The organism is Streptococcus sp. 3705 (assembly GCF_013277145.1).
Taxonomy (GTDB): Bacteria; Bacillota; Bacilli; order Lactobacillales; family Streptococcaceae; genus Streptococcus.
In genome coordinates this window covers 101,927-122,289 of the sequence record NZ_VMMJ01000016.1, presented here as the reverse complement: position 1 = coordinate 122,289, position 20,363 = coordinate 101,927, and the positions used below count along the sequence as shown (strand labels likewise).

Sequence of the window (20,363 nt, the reverse complement as noted above, 5' to 3'; positions counted from 1 at the left end):
GCAACCGATTTGCTCACAAGAAAAAGCCTAGATAACTAGACTTTTTTAGCTTATTCTACCGTCACTGACTTAGCAAGATTACGTGGTTTGTCCACATCGAGACCACGATGAAGCGTTGCAAAGTAAGCGACCAATTGTGTTGGTACGACCATTGAGATTGGTGAGAGGTAAGGGTGGACAGTCGTAAGCACGATGTCGTCGGTATCTTTGGCAACATTTTCTTCTGCGATAGTGAGGACTTTGGCACCACGGGCTGCCACTTCTTGGATATTTCCACGAGTGTGGTTGGCAAGAACTGGGTCTGACAAGAGAGCCAAAACAGGTGTTCCATCCTCAATCAAGGCAATAGTTCCGTGCTTAAGTTCTCCTGCCGCAAACCCTTCACACTGGATGTAAGAAATCTCTTTAAGTTTGAGACTTGCTTCCATGGCTACGTAGTAATCTTGACCACGTCCGATGTAAAAGGCGTTACGAGTTGTTTCAAGTAGCTCACGAACCTTGGCTTCAATGGTTTCTTTCTCTGAAAGAGTTGATTCGATAGACTGAGCTACGATTGACAACTCATGCACCAGGTCAAAGGCTTGCGCTTTAGTATTGCCATTTGCTTCTCCGACTGCTTTTGCAAGGAAGGCAAGGGCTGCGATTTGCGCTGTATAGGCTTTAGTTGATGCCACGGCAATTTCAGGACCTGCGTGAAGGAGCATAGTATGATTGGCTTCACGTGAAAGGGTTGAACCTGGGACATTTGTCACTGTCAAGCTTGGGATACCCATTTCATTAGCCTTGACCAAAACCTGACGGCTATCCGCTGTTTCACCAGACTGGCTGATAAAGATGAAGAGTGGTTTCTTGCTAAGAAGTGGCATACCATAGCCCCACTCAGATGAGATTCCAAGCTCAACTGGCGTATCTGTCAATTCTTCCAACATTTTCTTAGAAGCAAATCCTGCGTGGTAAGATGTCCCAGCTGCAAGGATGTAGATACGGTCTGCGTCTTGAACAGCCTGGATGATAGCTGGGTCTACGACAACTTGACCAGCCTCATCTGTGTAGGCTTGGATGAGTTTACGCATAACAGTTGGTTGCTCATCAATTTCCTTAAGCATATAGTAAGGGTAAGTTCCCTTACCGATATCTGACAAGTCAAGTTCAGCAGTGTAGCTAGCACGCTCACGACGATTTCCATCATAGTCTTGAACTTCCACACTATCAGCCTTGACGATTACCAACTCTTGGTCATGAATTTCCATGTATTGGTTGGTTTCACGAATCATAGCCATAGCATCTGAGCAGACCATGTTATAGCCTTCTCCAAGGCCAATCAAAAGTGGTGATTTATTTTTAGCCACGTAGATGACTTCAGGATTTTGTGAGTCAACCAAGGCAAAGGCATAAGAACCACGGATGATATGAAGGGCTTTTTTGAAGGCTTCAAGAACTGACAAGCCATCTTCTTCCGCAAATTTTCCAATCAAATGAACGGCGATTTCCGTATCTGTTTGCCCTTTAAAGTGGTGACCTGCAAGGTATTCTTCCTTGATTTCAAGATAGTTCTCAATCACCCCATTGTGCACCAAGACAAAACGTTCTGTCTCAGAGCGGTGTGGGTGAGCATTGTCTTCCGTTGGTTTCCCATGAGTTGCCCAACGAGTATGACCGATCCCAGTTGTTCCCTCAACACCAGCTGTCTTGGCAGACAATTCTGCAATACGACCAACAGCCTTCACCAAATGGTTCTCAGCACCACCTAGGACAAAAATCCCCGCAGAATCATAGCCACGGTATTCGAGCTTTTCAAGCCCTTGAATCAAAATATCAGTTGCATTTGTGTTTCCAACAACACCAACAATTCCACACATAGTATATACGACACAGACCAGCTGTGCTTTCTCCTTAAAATTGGTATAGTCTAATTCCTCTTTTATAGAATCAGCAAAAACAGTATATACTTGTTTCTTTCACTTGTCAAGAGTAAAAATTGGTATAGTTCAAATTAACTTTTTTGCAACCAAAAAACTCTGACCAATTAGGACAATCAGTCAGAGTCTTTTTTAAAATCCATTATTACCGCTTAGCTCCTTGAACCAGTGCCCTGATTTTTTCAGACGACGTTCTTGCGTTTCCAAGTCTAATTCAACCAAACCATAGCGATTTTTATAGCTATTGAGCCATGACCAGCAATCGATAAAGGTCCAAATCAAGTAGCCCTTACAATTGGCTCCGTCTTCAATAGCACGGTGAAGTTCACGAAGATGACCTTTTACAAAGTCAATACGGTAATCATCTTGAATCATTCCATCTTGACGGAATTTTTCTTCCCCTTCAACACCCATACCATTCTCTGTCAACATCCACTCGATATTGCCATAATTTTCCTTGATATTTTGGGCGATGTCATAAATCCCTTGCTCATAAATCTCCCAGCCACGGTGAGGATTGATTTTACGTCCAGGCATCACATAAGGCTCGTAAAAATGTTCTGGTAAGAGTGGACTCTCTGGATGCTTCGCAAATCGAGGAGCCATAACACGCAAAGGTTGATAGTAGTTGACACCAAGGAAGTCCACAGTATTGTCACGAATGAGATCCAACTCCTCCTCTGTAGCATCAGGCAAGAGACCGTATTCATGTAAGATTTCTACTAACTCCTGTGGATAAGTCCCCAAAACAGACGGATCTAAGAAAGATTGGGCCTGAAAAAGGTCCGCAATATTAGCAGCCTTGACATCAGCAGGATGCTGACTACGTGGATAAGCCGGTGTCAAGTTTAAGACAATCCCAATCTTAGCATCAGGCAAGATTTCATGACAGACCTTGACCGCCCGACTGCTGGCCAATTGTGTATGATAAGCTACTTTAACGGCTGCCTCTGCATCCACCTTATGTGGATAATGGGCATCGTAAAAATAGCCAAATTCTACTGGAACGATGGGCTCGTTAAATGTAATCCATTGATCCACTAAATCTCCATAAGTCTCAAAACAAAAACGAGCATAGTCTTCATAGGCTGAGACAATCGCCTTATTTTCCCAACCATCACCATCCTCTTGAAGGGCAAAAGGCAAATCAAAATGATAAAGATTGACTAAAAGACGAATCCCTTTGGCCTTAATAGCCTCAAAAACTTTACGGTAAAAGTCTACACCCTGAGGATTGACTTTTCCACAGCCTTGTGGAAAAATCCGTGACCACTGAATAGAAGTCCGAAAGGCCGTGTGACCAGTTTCTAACAAGAGGTCGATATCCTTTTCCCAGTTTTCATAAAAAGTCGATGTCTTATCTGGACCAATCCCATTATAGTAACGATTTGGCTCCACTTGGTACCAATAATCCCAGAGATTATCTCCCTTACCGTCACCAGCTACACATCCTTCTGTTTGTGGTCCAGAAGTAGAGGATCCCCAGACAAAATCCTTTGGAAATCTTAGCATACATTTACCTCTTTATCTAGTCATTTTTCCCATTATACAGAAAAAACAAGGTAAAAACTAGTTACATTTTTTCCTTGTTTTTCTTCTGATTATAGTTTTTATTTCTTGCTGAGAATTTCAAGCGTTTCAAGCACGTTATCTGCATGAACTTCGATGGTGTCACCAGTCGCTTTAATCTTCACTTCTACGATGCCATCGGCTGCTTTCTTCCCAACAGTGATACGGATTGGCAATCCAATCAAGTCGCTATCGCTGAATTTAACACCAACACGTTCGTTACGGTCATCTGTCAAGACTTCATAACCAGCTCCCATCAAGCTTGCTTCAAGCTTTTCTGTCAAGGCTTGTGCTTCTTCATCCTTGACATTAACAGTGATCAAGTGAACATCAAATGGCGCCAATTCTTTAGGGAAATTGATTCCCCAAGCGTAACGGTATTCACCTTTTGGCGTTTTGTTAACAAAGAGGCGAGCGTGTTGCTCCATCACTGCTGAAAGGAGACGGCTAACACCGATACCGTAACATCCCATGATGATTGGCACAGCGCGACCATTTTCATCCAAAACATCTGCTCCCATGCTTGCTGAATAGCGAGTGCCGAGTTTAAAGATGTGACCAATTTCGATACCACGCGCAAAGTTAAGGACTCCTTGCCCGTCTGGAGAAATTTCACCCTCACGAACTTCACGGATATCCACATATTCCGCAGTAAAATCACGACCTGGGTTCACACCAGTCAAGTGGTAGCCATCTTCGTTAGCACCGACAACTGCATTGCGAACATCTTGCACCTTACGGTCTGCAATGATTTTAACATTCTCTGGCAAACCAACTGGTCCAAGTGAACCAAAACCTGCTTGAACAAGATTCGCCACTTCTTCTTCGCTAGCAACGTCGAAGAAATCTGCTCCCAAATGGTTTTTCAACTTAACTTCGTTGAGTTGATCATTTCCAACTAGAAGGGCCGCAACAAGCTCACCATCTGCCATGTAAAAGAGAGTTTTAATTGTTTGTTCTTCTGGAACATTGAGGAAAGCTGCAACTTCATCAATTGATTTAACATCTGGCGTTGCAACACGAGTCACTTCTTCTTCAGCGACAACACGGTTGCTTGGTTTGTACTCGTTTGTTGCCATTTCTAAGTTAGCTGCATAGCTAGACTCACTTGAGTAAGCAATGGTATCTTCACCAGAGACCATCCATTTGAGCAATTCTGCCTTGATTTCTTCTTGCACTTCTGCAGGAATCTCATCAAATGAGGCAACTGACTTGTCCAAGACAACCCAGCGGTCAAGGTCTGTACGGGCAGGTGTGATGGCCATAAATTCTTGGCTGTCCTTACCACCCATGGCTCCACCGTCACCGATGATAGCCTTGAAGTCTAAACCACTACGAGTAAAAATACGCTCATAAGCAGCCTTGTACTCATCGTAAACACTGTCCAAGCTATCATAATTAGCGTGGAAACTGTAAGCATCTTTCATGATAAACTCACGTGTACGGAGAAGTCCATTACGTGGGCGTTTTTCATCACGATACTTAGGCTGGATTTGATAAAGGTTAAGTGGCAATTGCTTGTAAGACTTAACAGAATCACGGACAATAGCTGTAAAGGTTTCTTCGTGAGTTGGGCCTAGGATGAAGTCTGATTTTTCACGGTTTTTTAGTTTGTAAAGGTCTTCACCATAAGTTTCGTAACGACCTGATTCGCGCCACAATTCTGCACTAAGAAGGGCAGGAGCCAACATCTCAACGGCACCAATCTTATCGAATTCTTGGCGCATGATATTTTTAGCTTTTTCAATCACACGATTAGCAAGTGGTAGATAAGAATAAACACCTGCTGAGACTTGACGAACATAACCAGCTCGCAACATAAGAGCATGGCTGATAACTTGAGCATCGCTTGGCATTTCGCGAAGCGTTGGGATAGGCATTTTACTTTGTTTCATAATATTCCTCGATTATCTAAAAAAGAGTCGCATGATGTCATTCCAGGTCACAGCAATCATCAAGACAACCATGATGACCACTCCGGCCAAGGTGACATAGGTTTCAATTTCTTGTTTTAATGGTTTGCGGCGGATGGCTTCTAGGATATTGAGCACAATCTTACCACCATCCAAGGCTGGAATCGGAATCAGATTAAAAATCCCGATATTGATGGAAATCATTGCCAAGAAGTACAAGACATTCTCAATTCCATTTTTAGCAGCATCACTACTTGCCTTAAAGATGGCAACAGGTCCACCTAGCTTGTTCAAATCCGGTTGGAAAATCAGATTTTTCAGAGCTGATAGAATTCGGAGGGCCGAGTCAGCAGCAGTTGTAAAACCACCTACAAACATGGATAGAAAATCTGACTTAATTCCCGGTTGAACACCTAGAAGGTAACGGCCTTGACTTTCTTCAGGAGTAACAGTGACTTGCTTATCACTACCCTTTTCAGAAATAGTCACATCCAAGGTCGGGGCCGTCTTATCTTTGGTTTCTGATTCCACAGCCTGAATCAAACTTTCCCAGTTGCTAATCTCATGTGAGCCAATCTTGGTAATTTGTGCCGTTTCTGGTACTCCTACCTTAGCCAAAGCCCCTTGAGGCATGACATGGAACTGATTGGTATCAACATCTCTGACACCACCCTGCATGAAGATTAAAATCCAGAAAACAACGACACCTAAGATAAAGTTATTCATAGGGCCTGCAAAATTAGTAATGAGTTTCCCCCAGATAGTCGCATTTTGATATTGAACATCTAAAGGTGCAATCCGAACCTCAGTACCATCTGCTTCCACAACCGTTGCATCGTGATCCACTGCAAATGTTTTTTCTTCTTCCAGAACCAGTCCTTTGATAAAGAGCTTGTCTTCAAAGTCAAATTGGGTCACCTGCATAGGAAGAGCTGTTTGATCCAATTTTTTACCTGAGAGATTGATGCGTTTAACCTTACCATCATCAGTAAGCGTCAAACTGACAGGAGTTCCTGTCTTGATTTCAGTGGTATCATCACCCCAACCGGCCATACGAACGTAGCCTCCCAGAGGCAAGATGCGAATGGTATAGGCAGTTCCATCCTTGCCAATATGAGCAAAGATCTTGGGTCCCATGCCAATGGCAAATTCACGCACTAGAATCCCTGATTTCTTGGCAAAGTAGAAGTGTCCGAACTCGTGCACCACTACAATAATCCCAAAAACCAGAATAAAGGTTAAAATTCCGAGCATTCTATCTTCCTTTCTCTAAAAGAGTCCAAACAAGTGCATGATTGGAAATACAAGCAACATACTATCGAAACGATCCAAAACACCACCATGTCCAGGGATAAATTTCCCAGAATCCTTAACACCAAAGTGACGCTTAATCGAACTTTCTAGTAAGTCACCAAATTGTCCAGCAATGCTAAAGAAAATAGCAAAGACCGACATCTTGTAAATTCCATACGGAAGAGCAACTGTCCTATCAAACATCATAAAGATGATGGTTACTAAAATAGCACCTAAAATACCACCCAAGGCACCCTCAAAGGTTTTATTTGGAGAAACTGTCGGAGCTAATTTTCGTTTACCATAGTTCATCCCAACAAGATAGGCACCACTGTCTGTTGCCCAAACAATACATAAGGCTAATAGTGCCTTATCTAAACCTGCAATTCTAGCATCTAATAGAGCATTAAAACCAAAGCCCACATAGAAACTCATAGCAAGAGGGAAAACCGCATCCTCAATCGTATACGACTTGCTAAAAACAGTCGTTCCTAACATGATTGAAATCAGAACACTATAAGCAACCACATTCCCATCAACTGGCAAAAAAGTCAGATAATTCTCCAAGGGAATGGTCAAGGCAAAGGTTGCAAAGAGGGTCAAGAGGCCCTCCATCGTCATGGTCTCTAGACCTCTCATCTTCAAAAGTTCATGCATGGCTAGCATGGCTATGATTCCAATTGCTATCTGAAGCAAGAGTCCCCCAATCATTAAAATTGGTAGGAAAATAGCCAGGGCAATCCCTGCAAACAAGGTTCTTTTCTGTAAATCCTGTGTCATATTTCCTCCTAAACTCCTCCAAATCGGCGATGACGACGATTGTATGCAAGAATGGCTTCCTGCAAGGCTACCTCGTCAAAATCAGGCCACAAGGTGTCCGTAAAATAGAGCTCACTATAGGCTCCCTGCCATGGAAGAAAATTGCTCAAACGCAATTCTCCACTAGTACGGATAATCAAGTCTGGATCTCGTACATCCTTAGGCAAATGCTGAGTAAAGAGATAGTTGCCAATTAATTCCTCTGTGATGTCACCTGGGTTGATTTTGGCATCTAACACATCCTGGGAAATCAACTTAAGAGCCTGTGTAATCTCAGCACGTCCACCATAGTTGAGGGCAAAATTAAGAATCAAACCTGTGTTGTTCTTAGTCAATTTCTCAGCTTTAGTAAGAGCTTCAAAGGTTTGCTTAGGCAGGCGGTCTGTTTCCCCAATCATTTGAATCTTAACATTATTCGCATGCAATTCCGGGACATAATTATCATAAAACTCTACTGGCAAGTTCATGATAAACTTGACTTCCTGATCTGGACGGGTCCAGTTTTCCGTAGAAAAAGCATAAACTGTAATAACCTTGACGCCTAGTTTGTTGGCTGCCTTGGTCACAGTTTGCAATGCTTCCATGCCCGCCTTATGTCCAAAAACTCGCGGTTGCATACGTTTTTTAGCCCAACGGCCATTGCCATCCATGATGATGCCGATATGAGCAGGAACCTGTGTCGGAACCTCTACTTCCACAGCCTTATCTTTCTTAAAAAATCCAAACATGATCTTATTCCTATTCAAAAATCTATCGTTTCATTATACCATATTTCCCTATTTTCTTCTATCACTAAGCTATTTATTCTCAGGCACAAAGCCCATTTTTCAAAAAAATAAGCCGCCTGATTGGGCGACTCAATTTTTATAGGGAGATTATTATGAAAAAGTTTTAGGAGTTTAAGTTAAGGTCTTCTTAACTTATGAACTTAGTATACACTTCCTAGCTTAAAGTTTCCTTAAGTATTTTTAAAAATCAAATTTTTCCATTTCTCCTGCCAATTTTTCTTGGATAGACGTGTTCGATAAAGTTCCATTCGGTCTTCATTTTCTAAGAAATGAGGAGTTGGACGAACTTGAAAATTCAAAATATCCTCCAAACCGTATGGAGTAAAGAGTTCCAAAACGGATTCTTCATTCAAGCGTAATCCAACAGCCGTACATCGTTCTGGATACTTACTCATAGCATCACGGGAACTGGTATAGGGAGCAGTATGAGGGCTGTGCTGGTGCATATAGACTTGATTTTTCAATTCCCACTGGTACTGAGGAAAATCCTCTCTCAGCTTTTTCTCTAGGGACAAGGTTTCCTCATAAGAAATATCCGGATCAAAGAAAATCACATCTACATCTGTTTCAAGATCAAATGCTGGTCTGTCTGACAAGAGATTCCAGATGAAATTTCTGACAGAACCTGCCGCCAACCAGGAATCTGTCAACTCCAAGTTTCGGATGATAGTCAGAATAGCCATCATATCTGGATTTTTTCTAAAAGCCTCTAGAATTTCTTGCTTATTTTTCATTGTACTCATATCCCAAATGCTCATATGCCTTAGCAGTCGCCACCCGTCCAGACCGCGTCCGCATGATAAAGCCTTTTTGAATCAAGTAGGGCTCATACATGTCTTCAACTGTCTCACGCTCTTCTGCTATGTTAACAGAAAGAGTTCCTAATCCGACAGGACCACCACCATACATCTCAATCATGGTGCGAAGGATTTTTTGATCCACATAGTCCAAACCTTCATGGTCAACATCCAGCATGGTCAAAGCCTTATCGGTAATAAAATCATCGATAACCCCATTCCCCATTATCTGGGCAAAATCGCGCACGCGCTTGAGGAGACGATTGGCAATACGAGGGGTTCCACGACTACGCAAGGCCAGCTCGGATGCTGCCTCATGAGTGATTTCCATCTCAAAAATATCTGCCGTCCGCTCAACAATTTCTGTCAAGTCAGCATGAGCATAATACTCCATATGCCCCGTAATCCCAAAACGTGCCCGTAGTGGATTTGAGAGCATACCAGCCCGAGTCGTCGCACCAATCAAGGTAAAAGGTGGTAACTCCAAATGAACACTGCGACTACCTTCACCAGCCCCAATCATGATATCAATATAGAAGTCCTCCATGGCACTATAAAGCACCTCCTCCACCGACATGGGCAAGCGATGAATCTCATCAATAAAAAGGACATCCCCAGGCTCTAAGTCATTCAAAATCGCTACCAGATCTCCGGCTTTTTCAATGACTGGACCCGAAGTCTGCTTGAGATTGACACCTAGTTCGTTGGCAATAACAAAAGCCATGGTCGTTTTCCCCAAACCTGGAGGCCCAAATAAGAGGACATGGTCCAGCGCTTCATCCCGCATTTTGGCAGCTTCAATAAAGATTTGGAGCTGATCCTTGACCTTGTCCTGCCCAATATATTCACGTAAGTACTGAGGACGGAGCGTGCGTTCTACTAACTCCTCATCCCCCATTATCTCATTATCCAAAATTCTACTCATGTTTACATTATATCAAAAAACCAAGCCACAAACAAAAAAGCCACCCGATTAGGTGACTCCTGAGTTTGGCACTTATGTGGTATAATATTGTTCGGCACTGCTACACCGCCTACGAAAGGAGGTGAATTAGCCCATGATGGATACAATACTTAAAACTATCATCGGACCAATTGTGGTCGGTGTCGTTCTTCGCTTAGTCGATAAATGGCTAAACAAGGACAAATAGTGTCAAAAAGACCCCAAGCTTATTTGGACGTGAGCTTGGGGTCTTTTCTAGCCTATGATATAGACACAATACTTAATTCCCTTTTATTATCCCATAGTTCACAAAATTTGTCAAAGGTTTATATCCTCATCCATTCAGCTTCTCCAACTTTAGAATCTGTCCAATAAAGTTTATAAGATTTAGAGAAAGCTATTGAAAAATGATATTTAGAAAACTTCCGAAAAGCCTGAAAGACAGCCAAAAAACTCCACCTGATTGGGGACTCCTAAGTTTAGCACTTATGTGGTATAATATTATTCGGCACTTCTACACCGCCTGTGAAAGGAGGTGAGATAGCCCATGATGGATACAATACTTAAAACTATCATCGGACCAATTGTGGTCGGTGTCGTTCTTCATATAGTCGATAAATGGCTAAACAAGGACAAATAGTGTCAAAAAGACCCCAAGCTTATTTGGACGTGAGCTTGGGGTCTTTTCTAGCCTATGATATAGACACAATACTTAATTCCCTTTTATTATCCCATAGTTCACACATTTTGTCAATGTTTTACATCATCTTTAACCGCCGTACAACAAGACTTTCAAGTTTAAGAGAAAATTAGGGATTCTATCAATTTCATAGAAATTTTGATTTAGTAAACGAATAGACAACCTTACATGTCACTCCTCATTTAATACGCCACTACTGGACAAGCAAAATCATTATTACAGCAGTTTCAGTCCTTCAATTAACAGTCGCTTACAATCAAATTGAGTTTGAAATAGCTGAAGCGACAACAGACCTATTTCTTAGCCATATTCGCTAAAAAATCCCCGCCAAAATCTCAAAAAGTCCCCGCCAATTCCCCGACCAAAATCCGAAAAATATCGAAAAATATCGGAAAATGATGTTTAGAAAACTCTCCAAAAGCCTGAAATAGAGCCAAAAAACTCCACCTGATTGGGTGGAGTTAAGGGAGATTATTATGAAAAAGAAAAGTTTAGGATTTTATTAAATAAAGTTAGGAGGTCTTTATTTAATAACTATATGATACTAGACAAAGCTTAAAACTAGCTTAACTTTTCTCATATTTTACTATTTTACAAAAAAATTCTATTACCATCACCTCACCCCACAAAAAAGTCACCTGATTGGGTGACTTCATTAGGAGATTATGATGAAAAAAAGTTTTAGGATTTCATTAAATAAAGTTAGGAGGTCTTTATTTAATGACTATATAATACTAGACCATCCTTAAACTTTGCTTAAGAAAAAACAAGTTTTTTATTTTTCTTTGTTTACCCAAATCATTCCTGTACAATCATAGGTGGATAAAGTTTCAAAACCCATAGAACGATAGAATCCCAAGGTGCTTTCTGTCTCTTCTGTTACCAGCTGGACTTGATAGGCATCTTTGTAATCCTTTAAAGCCTCTTTCATCAAGAGACTACCAATCCCTTGACGCTGATAGATAGGTAAAACGATTAAATCCTGTACAAAAACTGATGAAAAACCATCTCCAACCAAACGAATCAAGCCCACCACAGCATCGCCATCAAACGCTAAATACATAGCAAGCGAATGAGATAAGGCCTGCTCCAGCATCTCTGGTTGATGGGTATAATTTGTCCAACCGACAGCCTGATAGAGATGCAAAACATCCTCTAGCTTGACAATTTCTTGCTTTTTAATAGTAATCATCTCAACACCTCTTAAAGCTCTCTCAAGCTCTTGTACTGTCGTCCATTTTGGTCAAAATTTTCAGGACGCAACCATGTTTCCAAACGAGATTTGACTTGAGGCCAGTCCTTATCAATCATAGACAACCAATCCGTATCTCTTGTACGCCCCTTATAAACCACTGCCTGACGAAAGGTTCCTTCATAGACAAAGCCCAAACGCTCCGCTGCTCGTCTGGATGGCAGATTTAAGGAATCGCATTTCCACTCGTAGCGACGATAGTTCAGCTCCTCAAAAACATAGCGAGCCAGTAGATACTGGACTTCTGTCCCTATCCGTGTCCCCCTGAGTTTTGGAGAAAAAGTGACAGCTCCCACTTCTATTACTCGGTTATTCTGGTCAATGCGCATGAGAGAAAATGTTCCCAAAGCCTTACCAGTTGCCTTGTCTACAATCGCATAGTAAAAACGATCCTTACGAGCCAACATCTGATTTAAAAGGCTAACCAACTCCTCCAGATTTGCCACTGACTCCTGAAAGAGGTAGGTCCACATCTCCCGAGGAGTATCAGGGCCATAAACAGCTAGCAAGTCCTCTGCATGCTTTTCCACTGAAAGAGCCTCTATCCTAGCATAACGTCCTTCTAAGAAATCAATAGCAGGCAATTCACCTGGTGTATAACCTTCCATTGAGTCACCAATCATCTGACCATATTCGTTTACTGGCATCTTTCTTCTCCTTGTTTCGCTTTTCAAACTTTATAGTTGCCCATAGTATATCATACTTTCATAAGAAAATTCAAAAAATCCTCCAGATTCTACTCTGAAGGATTCCTATCTTATTTCACAACAATGTTAACCAATTTATTCGGTACCGCAATCACTTTCATGATGTCCTTACCGTCAATTTCTGCTTTGACTTTTTCATCAGCGAGAGCAATTTCTTGCAATTCTTCGCGTGACAAGTCTTTAGCGACCATGAGTTTGGCACGAACTTTTCCTTTGACTTGAACGACGATTTCGATTTCGTCTTCAACCAATTTGCTTTCATCCCATGTTGGCCAAACCACGTAAGAGATTGACTCACCTGTTGCCGCAACTGTTTGCCAGAGTTCTTCTGTCAAGTGAGGTGCAAATGGGGCAATCAATTGGATAAAGCCTTTGGCGTAGTCTACATAAAGTTTTTCTTCCTTGTTAGCCGCGTTGACAAAGACCATCAGTTGGGCAATAGCTGTGTTGAATTTCATAGACTCGATTTGCTCAGTGACAGATTTGACTGTTTCATTGTAGACCTTATCAAGAGCGCCATTGTTTTCTGCAACAATTTCCTTGCTTGTAATCAAACGGTAAACACGGTCAAGGAATTTACGGCTTCCTTCCAGACCTTCTTCTGACCAAGCAATCGAAGCATCGAGTGGTCCCATAAACATTTCATAAACACGAAGGGTGTCAGCACCGTATTGTTCCACCACATCGTCTGGATTAACAACGTTCTTAAGCGATTTAGACATCTTAGCTGGTGCTTGCTCCAACTCTTCTCCTGTTTCCACATGGAAGAAAGAACCATCACGTTTTTCAACCTTGTCAGTCGCCACAAGAGCCCCACGGTGGTCACGGTAGCTTGTTCCCAAAATCATTCCTTGGTTAAAGAGTTTTTGGAATGGTTCCTTAGTTGGAACAACACCGAGGTCATAGAGGAATTTATGCCAGAAACGAGCATAAAGCAAGTGAAGAACGGCATGCTCTGCCCCACCCACGTAGATATCCACTGGCAACCATTGTTTGAGAAGATCCTCATCGGCCAATTTCTCAGTATTGTGTGGGTCAATATAGCGGAGGTAGTACCAGCTTGAACCTGCCCATTGTGGCATGGTGTTGGTTTCACGACGACCTTTAACACCATCTTCACGAGTCACTTCAAGCCAATCTGTCAAGTTAGCTAGTGGACTTTCACCAGTACCTGAAGGACGGATATCCTTGGTTACAGGCAAGACAAGTGGCAATTCACTTTCAGGGACAGCTGTTGAAGTTCCATCTTCCCAATGAATGATTGGAATTGGTTCACCCCAGTAACGTTGACGGCTAAAGAGCCAGTCGCGGAGACGGTAGGTAACCTTCTCTTGTCCACAACCTTTTTCTTCCAACCAAGCCACGATCTTGGCAATAGCGTCTTCTTTGTTGAGTCCATCTAGGAAGTCTGAATTGACGTGAAGTCCATCTTCTGTGTAGGCAGCTTCTGCTACATTTCCACCTTCCAGCACCTCTACGATTGGAAGGTCAAATTGTTTGGCAAATTCCCAATCACGTTGGTCATGGGCTGGCACAGCCATAACCGCACCTGTTCCATAACTAGCAAGAACATAGTCCGCAATCCAGATTGGGATTTCCTTACCATTGACAGGATTGATGGCATAAGCACCAGTCCAAACACCAGTTTTTTCTTTGGCAAGGTCGGTACGAGCCAAGTCAGATTTGAGGCTAGCTTGGTGTTTATAGTCTGCAACTGCTTCTGCTTGCTCTGTGCTTGTGATGGCATCTACTAGTTCATGCTCAGGAGCCAAAACAGTGAAAGTCGCACCGAAAAGGGTATCAGGACGAGTGGTAAAGACGGTGAATTCCTTGTCGGTTCCCTTAACTTTAAAAGTTACATTAGCACCAGTTGATTTCCCAATCCAGTTGCGTTGCATGTCCTTGATAGACTCTGGCCAATCAAGTTCATCTAAGTCATTGAGCAAACGCTCCGCATAGGCCGTGATTTTAAGCATCCATTGGCGCATTGGCTTGCGGACAACTGGATAGCCTCCACGCTCAGAAGTTCCATCAGGAAGAACCTCTTCATTGGCGATGGCTGTTCCCAATTCCTCAACCCAGTTTACTGGCACTTCCGCTTCATAGGCCAAGCCTTTTTCATAAAGCTTAGTGAAAATCCATTGGGTCCACTTGTAGTAGTTTGGATCTGTTGTATTGACTTCACGATCCCAGTCGTAAGAGAATCCAAGCACATTGATTTGGCGTTTGAAGTTAGCAATGTTTTCAGCCGTAAATTCCGCTGGGTCATTCCCCGTATCCATAGCATACTGCTCTGCAGGCAAACCAAAGGCATCCCAACCCATTGGGTGAAGGACATTGTAGCCTTGCGCACGTTTGTAACGGCTGAGGATATCCGTTGCTGTATAACCTTCTGGGTGTCCTACGTGCAGACCCGCTCCAGACGGATAAGGGAACATGTCAAGCGCATAAAACTTAGGTTTTGATGCATCTGTTCCTGTCTTAAATGTATGATGTTCTGCCCAGTAGCCCTGCCACTTAGGCTCAATTTCTTTATGATTGTAAAAACTCATGGTCTCTCTCCAATTTTGTGATGTTACTATTATACCATTTTTGAGGGAATTTGGTCTCGTTCTATTCTATACTTTTCTATTTTACCTTGCTCTAGAATTTTTAAACTGCTATACTTATAACAGAAAACCCTTCCAAGGAGGTAGCGGATGTCTCATTCCTTTAAAAAATCTCTCCAAAAAGAAATTCTCCATAGAAGCTCTATCGCAGCCTTTGTGACCTCACTCTTACTACTCATTTTACTTTTTGGTTTTTCCTATGTTTTACAAAAGCAGCAACTCTCCAAAGATACGAGACAGATTGTAAAACAGGTTCAAGAAATGAAAGAAGCCAATAATGAGCTCCTGACTACTATGAACCATAAAATGATTCCAGGATTTTTGGATGGCAAACACACAGAGAGAGAAGTCTTTAGCTTATTTTACGAGACAAAAGCTAAATTAAAACTTAGTTCTGATCTCATTATCCTAAGTGATACAGGTGAATTACTATTTAGTACCAATCGAAATCATCAAGAAAGTATTTTATCACCCTACTATCTAAAACTGCTCATTCAAAATCCTTCTCAAGATAAAGTTACAGAAAAAATTGCACTTTCTTCAGACAAGCAACACTACACACTCTTTATCAAACCACTACTTCAAAACCAACGAGTTAAGGCCTATACTATTGCTTTCGTAAATGAGAATGATTTCATCTCAAGTTTCCCAATGATCAATTCCAAATACATCATTACCGATAGCTTTGGAAATATGTTCTCCAACAATACAAATCAGTTTACTCGCTCCACTCTTGAAAAATTTGATGAAAAACTCCTACACTCTCGCACCCACTGGTATGCGAATGAACCGCTTATTGTTCAAAAAGAAAAAGTCGGTTCTATTTTTTCAATCTATACTTTTCAATCCTTTTTTCCCATTCCTAGCTTACTCGGCCTAGCCTCCATTCTCACCTTATGTATATTCTTCCTCTACTTCTGGCAAGCAAGACGAATTGCTCATAAGATTGCTACACACAACGCTGTTCCTATTGAAAGCTTGGTTTACCAACTTCAAGAAATTCCCAAACAAGCAGAAAAAAGGCTTTCTCTACAAACAGGTGATGAGTTTGAGTTTATGGCAGAAAAAATCAACAATATGTTGTACGAATTAGATCAACTTCATCAAAAAATGTTGACCATAGAAAAAGAAAAGTGGATTTTTGAAAGAAAAATGCTGGAAGCTCAGTTCAATCCTCATTTTCTCTACAATACACTTGAGACGATTAAAATCACTTCTTTAATGGATGCCGCTCTCACACAAGATCTAATTCAAAATCTCACGCGCATTCTTCGCTACAGTATCACCGATTTAGAAAAAGAAACAACCATTTGTCAGGATTTAAAGATTATAGAGGATTACCTGATTATTCATAAGATTCGTTTCGAGCACTTTTCCTATGATATTGTCTGCCCAGAAACTGTCGATAATCAGCCTATTCCTAAGCTTTTCTTGCTTCCTCTAGTAGAAAATGCTATAAAATATGGGATGCAATACCGTATTGATCTTCATATAGATATCCAAATTACCTTGGAAGCAGATTCTCTAACTTTTTTAGTCAAGGATAATGCTGGAGGACTAACCAAACAAGAGCGACTCGCTATTTTAGACTCTTTAGAAAGCCCTCATACCCAGCATGGCATCGTGAACAGCTACAAACGATTGAGCAATTTCTTTTCTGATGTCCAGCTAGATTTAGGAGTCAATCGCCAAGGAGAAACTTGGGTCAAATTTGTAACGAAAGGACTAACTCATGTTTAAGCTCATTATCGTAGAAGACGAACACCTCATCCGAAAATGGCTAGAGATTGCCGTAGACTACTCTGCCTTAGGTATCCAAGTCGTAGGAACTGCCAGTCACGGTCAAGAGGGAATGAAACTCATCCAAGAAAAAGAACCTCATATTGTCTTAACAGACATCACAATGCCAATTATGGATGCTTTTATGATGTTCGAAGCCACTCGTACCCTCCCCTATGAAAAAGTTATCTTATCAGGTTATAACGATTTTCAAAATGCCAAAAAAGCCATGCAATATGGAGCAGTTGATTTCTTATCCAAACCAATTGATACCAAGGAGGTGACAGAATGTCTTCAAAAAATTGTTTTGCGATTACGAGTTAGCACTCGTCAAGAAACTCCTTTTTTAGAAGAATATCAAACTTTACTTACCTCTATCCAACAAATTGATACACAAAACCAAATCATTCAGCAAATTCTTGAATTTGTTCATCAACACTACTGTATGCACTTTACCATTTCTAGCATTGCAGAGAATCTAGGGTATAGCGAAAGTTATCTATATAAGGTTATCAAAGAAGACTTCCCAATGACGCTAAATGAATATATCTTACGCTACCGCCTCAAGCAAGCTATAGATAAAATAGCTGAGTCCCCTAATTCTCCCTTAAGCGATATCTCTGAACAAGTTGGATTTTCAGACTATAAATATTTTGCCAAAGTTTTTAAAAAGTATCTCCATATTTCTCCAAAAGAATTAAAACTCATGGATAAAAATCATTGATGTAAAAAGATTGCTCAACTCTAGCAATCTTTTTATTTTGTACTTTTACTCAATGAAAATCAAAGTGCTAACTACTCAAATCATAGCTTTGAGATTGCAGATAAAGCGACGTGTTTTGAAGAGGATTACCATCGAAATCCCAGTTACAGTGTACCCATCCTTGCTCGAGATACCCATTTTCTATTTCCCGTTTTAGATTTCTTTAAGGTTTTTATTATATCCTGTAGAACTCTACAATTTAAAGACATTAACAATCTAGGTAGAGAAAATGTTCGTAAAAAAAGGAGATACTTATGAAAAAAATACTATTCTTTCTCTCTTGTGGCTGGATATTCCTTTCTTTATCAGGATGTTCTTCACCTATAGAAGCGGAAACTAGCGCTGAAAAAGATTCAGATAGCACTTTGGTTGTCTACTCGCCTAACCCTGAAGACCTTATCGAAGAAACAGTCCCAGCCTTCGAAGAAAAATATGGTATTAAGGTTGATTTAGTACAAGCCAGCACGGGTGAATTGTTCAAAAAAGCTGAGGCCGAAAAAGAATCCCCAGTAGCTGATGTCATTTTCGGAGGCTCCTACGCCCTCTTCTCTTCTAACGAAAAACTTTTTGAACCTTATATTTCCCAAGAGAACGACCAGATAATCCCTGAATATCAAAATAAAACAGGATTCTACACTCCCTATACACTTGATGTCAGTGTCATCATTGCCAATTCAGCTCTTACAAAAGATATAAAAATTGAAGGCTACAATGATCTACTCAATCCTAAATTAAAAGGAAAAATTGCTACTGCTGATCCAAGTAATGCTTCTAGCGCCTTTGCTCAATTAACAAACATGCTTGTCGATCAAGGTGGATACGAAAATGAACAAGCTTGGACCTATGTAAAAAATCTATTTACCCTGGTAGATGGAAAGATTGCATCTAGTTCTTCAAATGTTTACAAAGCTGTCGCCGATGGGGAAATGGCTGTAGGGCTCACCTATGAAGATCCTGCCTTAAAACTCTTAAACGACGGAGTTGATGTAAAAGTTATTTATCCAAAAGAAGGTACCGTCTTTTTACCTGGTAACGCTGCTATCGTCAAAAATGCCAAACATATGGAAAACGCTAAGAAATTTATCGATTTCCTCCTTTCTCAAGAAATCCAAGATAAGCTAGGAACTGAAACTACAATTAGACCTATTCGTAAAAATGCTAAAACCAATAAAAATATGAAGGCTATGACAGAAATCAATATTGCCACTGAAGATTCCGATTATGTCATTAAAAACAAATCCGCCATTCTTAAAAAGTACAATGATATTTTTACAGATATCCAATCTAAAAAATAAAATTTGACTTACTAGTGATTAACTGTCAAACCCTGCTATAAAATCAAAAGATTACTTCCGTTTTTGTAGAGAATTTTACTCTAATAGAATAGAATTATCGGTTTTAAAAACGCTTACATTATTTTAAAATAAACTTAAATAACACAACGGAGGTATCCATCATGAAAAAGAAATGGATGTATTATGCTGCTTGCGGACTAGCTCTTTTTGGTCTTGCTGCTTGTTCTTCTAATGAATCTGCCGATGGCGATTCATCTGATAAAGGAGACGGCGGTTCGCTAGTCGTTTATTCACCAAACTCAGAGGGCTTAATCGGAGCAACTATTCCTGCCTTTGAAGAAAAATATGGTATCAAAGTAGAACTGATTCAAGCTGGTACTGGAGAACTTTTCAAAAAACTAGAGTCAGAAAAAGAAGCTCCTGTAGCTGATGTCATCTTTGGTGGTTCTTATACACAATATGCTACCCACGGAGAACTCTTTGAAAACTATACTTCAAAAGAAAATGATAATGTTATCAAAGAATATCAAAACACAACTGGCTACTCTACTCCTTATACACTAGATGGTAGTGTTTTAATCGTCAATCCTGATTTAACGAAAGGCATGAATATCGAAGGATATAGCGACCTTCTCAAACCTGAACTAAAAGGAAAAATTGCAACTGCTGACCCAGCAAACTCTTCTAGCGCCTTTGCTCAATTAACAAATATGCTACAAGCTCAAGGTGGTTACAAAGATGATAAGTCTTGGTCTTATGTAAAAGATCTCTTCACACTTATTGATGGGAAAATCGGTTCAAGCTCATCTGGTGTCTATAAAGCAGTCGCTGATGGAGAAATGGCTGTTGGTCTCTCTTATGAAGATCCAGCAGTTAAACTCTTAAATGACGGGGCTAATATCAAGGTAGTCTATCCAAAAGAAGGAACCGTCTTCCTACCTGCTAGTGCTGCTATCGTTAAAAAAGCGAAAAATATGGAAAATGCCAAGAAATTTATCGATTTTATTATCTCTCAAGAAGTACAAGATACACTTGGTACAACCACTACTAATCGTCCTGTTCGTAAAAATGCTAAAACAAGCGAAAACATGAAACCAATTGACAAAATCAAAACACTCACTGAAGATTATGATTATGTCATCAAGAATAAATCAGATATCGTTAAGAAATACAACGAAGTCTTTACAGATATCCAATCTAAACAGTAAAAGAGGTTC

17 protein-coding genes are annotated in these 20,363 nt (G+C 40.8%); 6 read left to right on the top strand and 11 right to left on the bottom strand.

From position 1 onward, the window contains the following. Nucleotides 1-50: 50 nt before the first annotated feature. The 8 genes from glmS to ruvB form a co-directional block, all read right to left on the bottom strand. Nucleotides 51-1,859 carry a glutamine--fructose-6-phosphate transaminase (isomerizing) gene (glmS, locus tag HT714_RS05555; RefSeq protein ID WP_173225203.1) on the bottom strand — a complete coding sequence of 603 codons (1,809 nt, stop codon included), beginning with the start codon at nt 1,857-1,859 and terminating at the stop codon, nt 51-53. Nucleotides 1,860-2,051: 192 nt separating this feature from the next. Next, a complete protein-coding gene (gene bglA, locus HT714_RS05550) occupies nt 2,052-3,431 on the bottom strand; it encodes a 6-phospho-beta-glucosidase (protein WP_173225198.1) in 1,380 nt (459 codons plus the stop codon). 98 nt (nt 3,432-3,529) lie between these two features. After that, entirely contained in the window at nt 3,530-5,383 is a 1,854-nt protein-coding gene (locus tag HT714_RS05545) for a proline--tRNA ligase (protein ID WP_173225195.1), read from the bottom strand. A gap of 12 nt (nt 5,384-5,395) precedes the next feature. Continuing rightward, nucleotides 5,396-6,655 (bottom strand): RIP metalloprotease RseP, encoded by a 1,260-nt coding sequence (gene rseP / locus HT714_RS05540; RefSeq protein ID WP_173225192.1) that lies wholly within the window; start codon nt 6,653-6,655, stop codon nt 5,396-5,398. A 15-nt stretch (nt 6,656-6,670) separates the two neighbouring features. After that, complete coding sequence (locus HT714_RS05535) at nt 6,671-7,474, bottom strand: phosphatidate cytidylyltransferase (protein ID WP_000189852.1); 804 nt, start codon at nt 7,472-7,474, stop codon at nt 6,671-6,673. 8 nt (nt 7,475-7,482) lie between these two features. Further along, complete coding sequence (locus tag HT714_RS05530) at nt 7,483-8,241, bottom strand: isoprenyl transferase (RefSeq protein WP_023945423.1); 759 nt, start codon at nt 8,239-8,241, stop codon at nt 7,483-7,485. 230 nt (nt 8,242-8,471) lie between these two features. Then, nucleotides 8,472-9,044: a nucleotidyltransferase family protein gene (locus HT714_RS05525; protein ID WP_173225189.1), complete on the bottom strand. Its 573-nt coding sequence runs from the start codon at nt 9,042-9,044 to the stop codon at nt 8,472-8,474. Then, on the bottom strand, nt 9,025-10,023 hold the full coding sequence (gene ruvB / locus HT714_RS05520; protein WP_345789536.1) for a Holliday junction branch migration DNA helicase RuvB: 999 nt from the start codon (nt 10,021-10,023) through the stop codon (nt 9,025-9,027). The genes HT714_RS05525 and ruvB overlap by 20 nt, the downstream gene beginning before the upstream one ends. Nucleotides 10,024-10,156: 133 nt before the next feature. Between ruvB and HT714_RS05515 the strand changes: the two genes are divergently transcribed. Beyond that, nucleotides 10,157-10,249 (top strand): type I toxin-antitoxin system Fst family toxin, encoded by a 93-nt coding sequence (locus HT714_RS05515; RefSeq protein ID WP_000969509.1) that lies wholly within the window; start codon nt 10,157-10,159, stop codon nt 10,247-10,249. Nucleotides 10,250-10,588: 339 nt separating this feature from the next. After that, on the top strand, nt 10,589-10,681 hold the full coding sequence (locus HT714_RS05510) for a type I toxin-antitoxin system Fst family toxin (protein ID WP_173225186.1): 93 nt from the start codon (nt 10,589-10,591) through the stop codon (nt 10,679-10,681). 835 nt (nt 10,682-11,516) lie between these two features. Here HT714_RS05510 and HT714_RS05505 read toward each other — a convergent pair. The 3 genes from HT714_RS05505 to leuS all read right to left on the bottom strand — a co-directional run bounded on the left by HT714_RS05505 (nt 11,517) and on the right by leuS (nt 15,252). Then, nucleotides 11,517-11,933, bottom strand: coding sequence for a GNAT family N-acetyltransferase (locus tag HT714_RS05505; protein WP_173225183.1), 417 nt, complete (start codon nt 11,931-11,933; stop codon nt 11,517-11,519). A gap of 11 nt (nt 11,934-11,944) precedes the next feature. After that, a complete protein-coding gene (locus HT714_RS05500; RefSeq protein WP_173225180.1) occupies nt 11,945-12,640 on the bottom strand; it encodes a GNAT family protein in 696 nt (231 codons plus the stop codon). A 110-nt stretch (nt 12,641-12,750) separates the two neighbouring features. Continuing rightward, nucleotides 12,751-15,252, bottom strand: a complete 2,502-nt coding sequence (gene leuS, locus HT714_RS05495) for a leucine--tRNA ligase (RefSeq protein ID WP_173225177.1) — start codon at nt 15,250-15,252, stop codon at nt 12,751-12,753. Nucleotides 15,253-15,399: 147 nt separating this feature from the next. Here leuS and HT714_RS05490 point away from each other — a divergent pair, with 147 nt between their 5' ends. The 4 genes from HT714_RS05490 to HT714_RS05475 all read left to right on the top strand — a co-directional run bounded on the left by HT714_RS05490 (nt 15,400) and on the right by HT714_RS05475 (nt 20,354). Beyond that, nucleotides 15,400-17,049 (top strand): histidine kinase, encoded by a 1,650-nt coding sequence (locus HT714_RS05490; protein WP_173251635.1) that lies wholly within the window; start codon nt 15,400-15,402, stop codon nt 17,047-17,049. Next, complete coding sequence (locus tag HT714_RS05485; protein ID WP_173251633.1) at nt 17,042-17,812, top strand: response regulator; 771 nt, start codon at nt 17,042-17,044, stop codon at nt 17,810-17,812. The genes HT714_RS05490 and HT714_RS05485 overlap by 8 nt, the downstream gene beginning before the upstream one ends. A 293-nt stretch (nt 17,813-18,105) precedes the next feature. After that, nucleotides 18,106-19,146, top strand: a complete 1,041-nt coding sequence (locus HT714_RS05480) for an ABC transporter substrate-binding protein (RefSeq protein ID WP_173251631.1) — start codon at nt 18,106-18,108, stop codon at nt 19,144-19,146. A 161-nt stretch (nt 19,147-19,307) separates the two neighbouring features. Further along, nucleotides 19,308-20,354 carry an ABC transporter substrate-binding protein gene (locus tag HT714_RS05475; protein ID WP_173251629.1) on the top strand — a complete coding sequence of 349 codons (1,047 nt, stop codon included), beginning with the start codon at nt 19,308-19,310 and terminating at the stop codon, nt 20,352-20,354. Nucleotides 20,355-20,363: the final 9 nt, after the last annotated feature.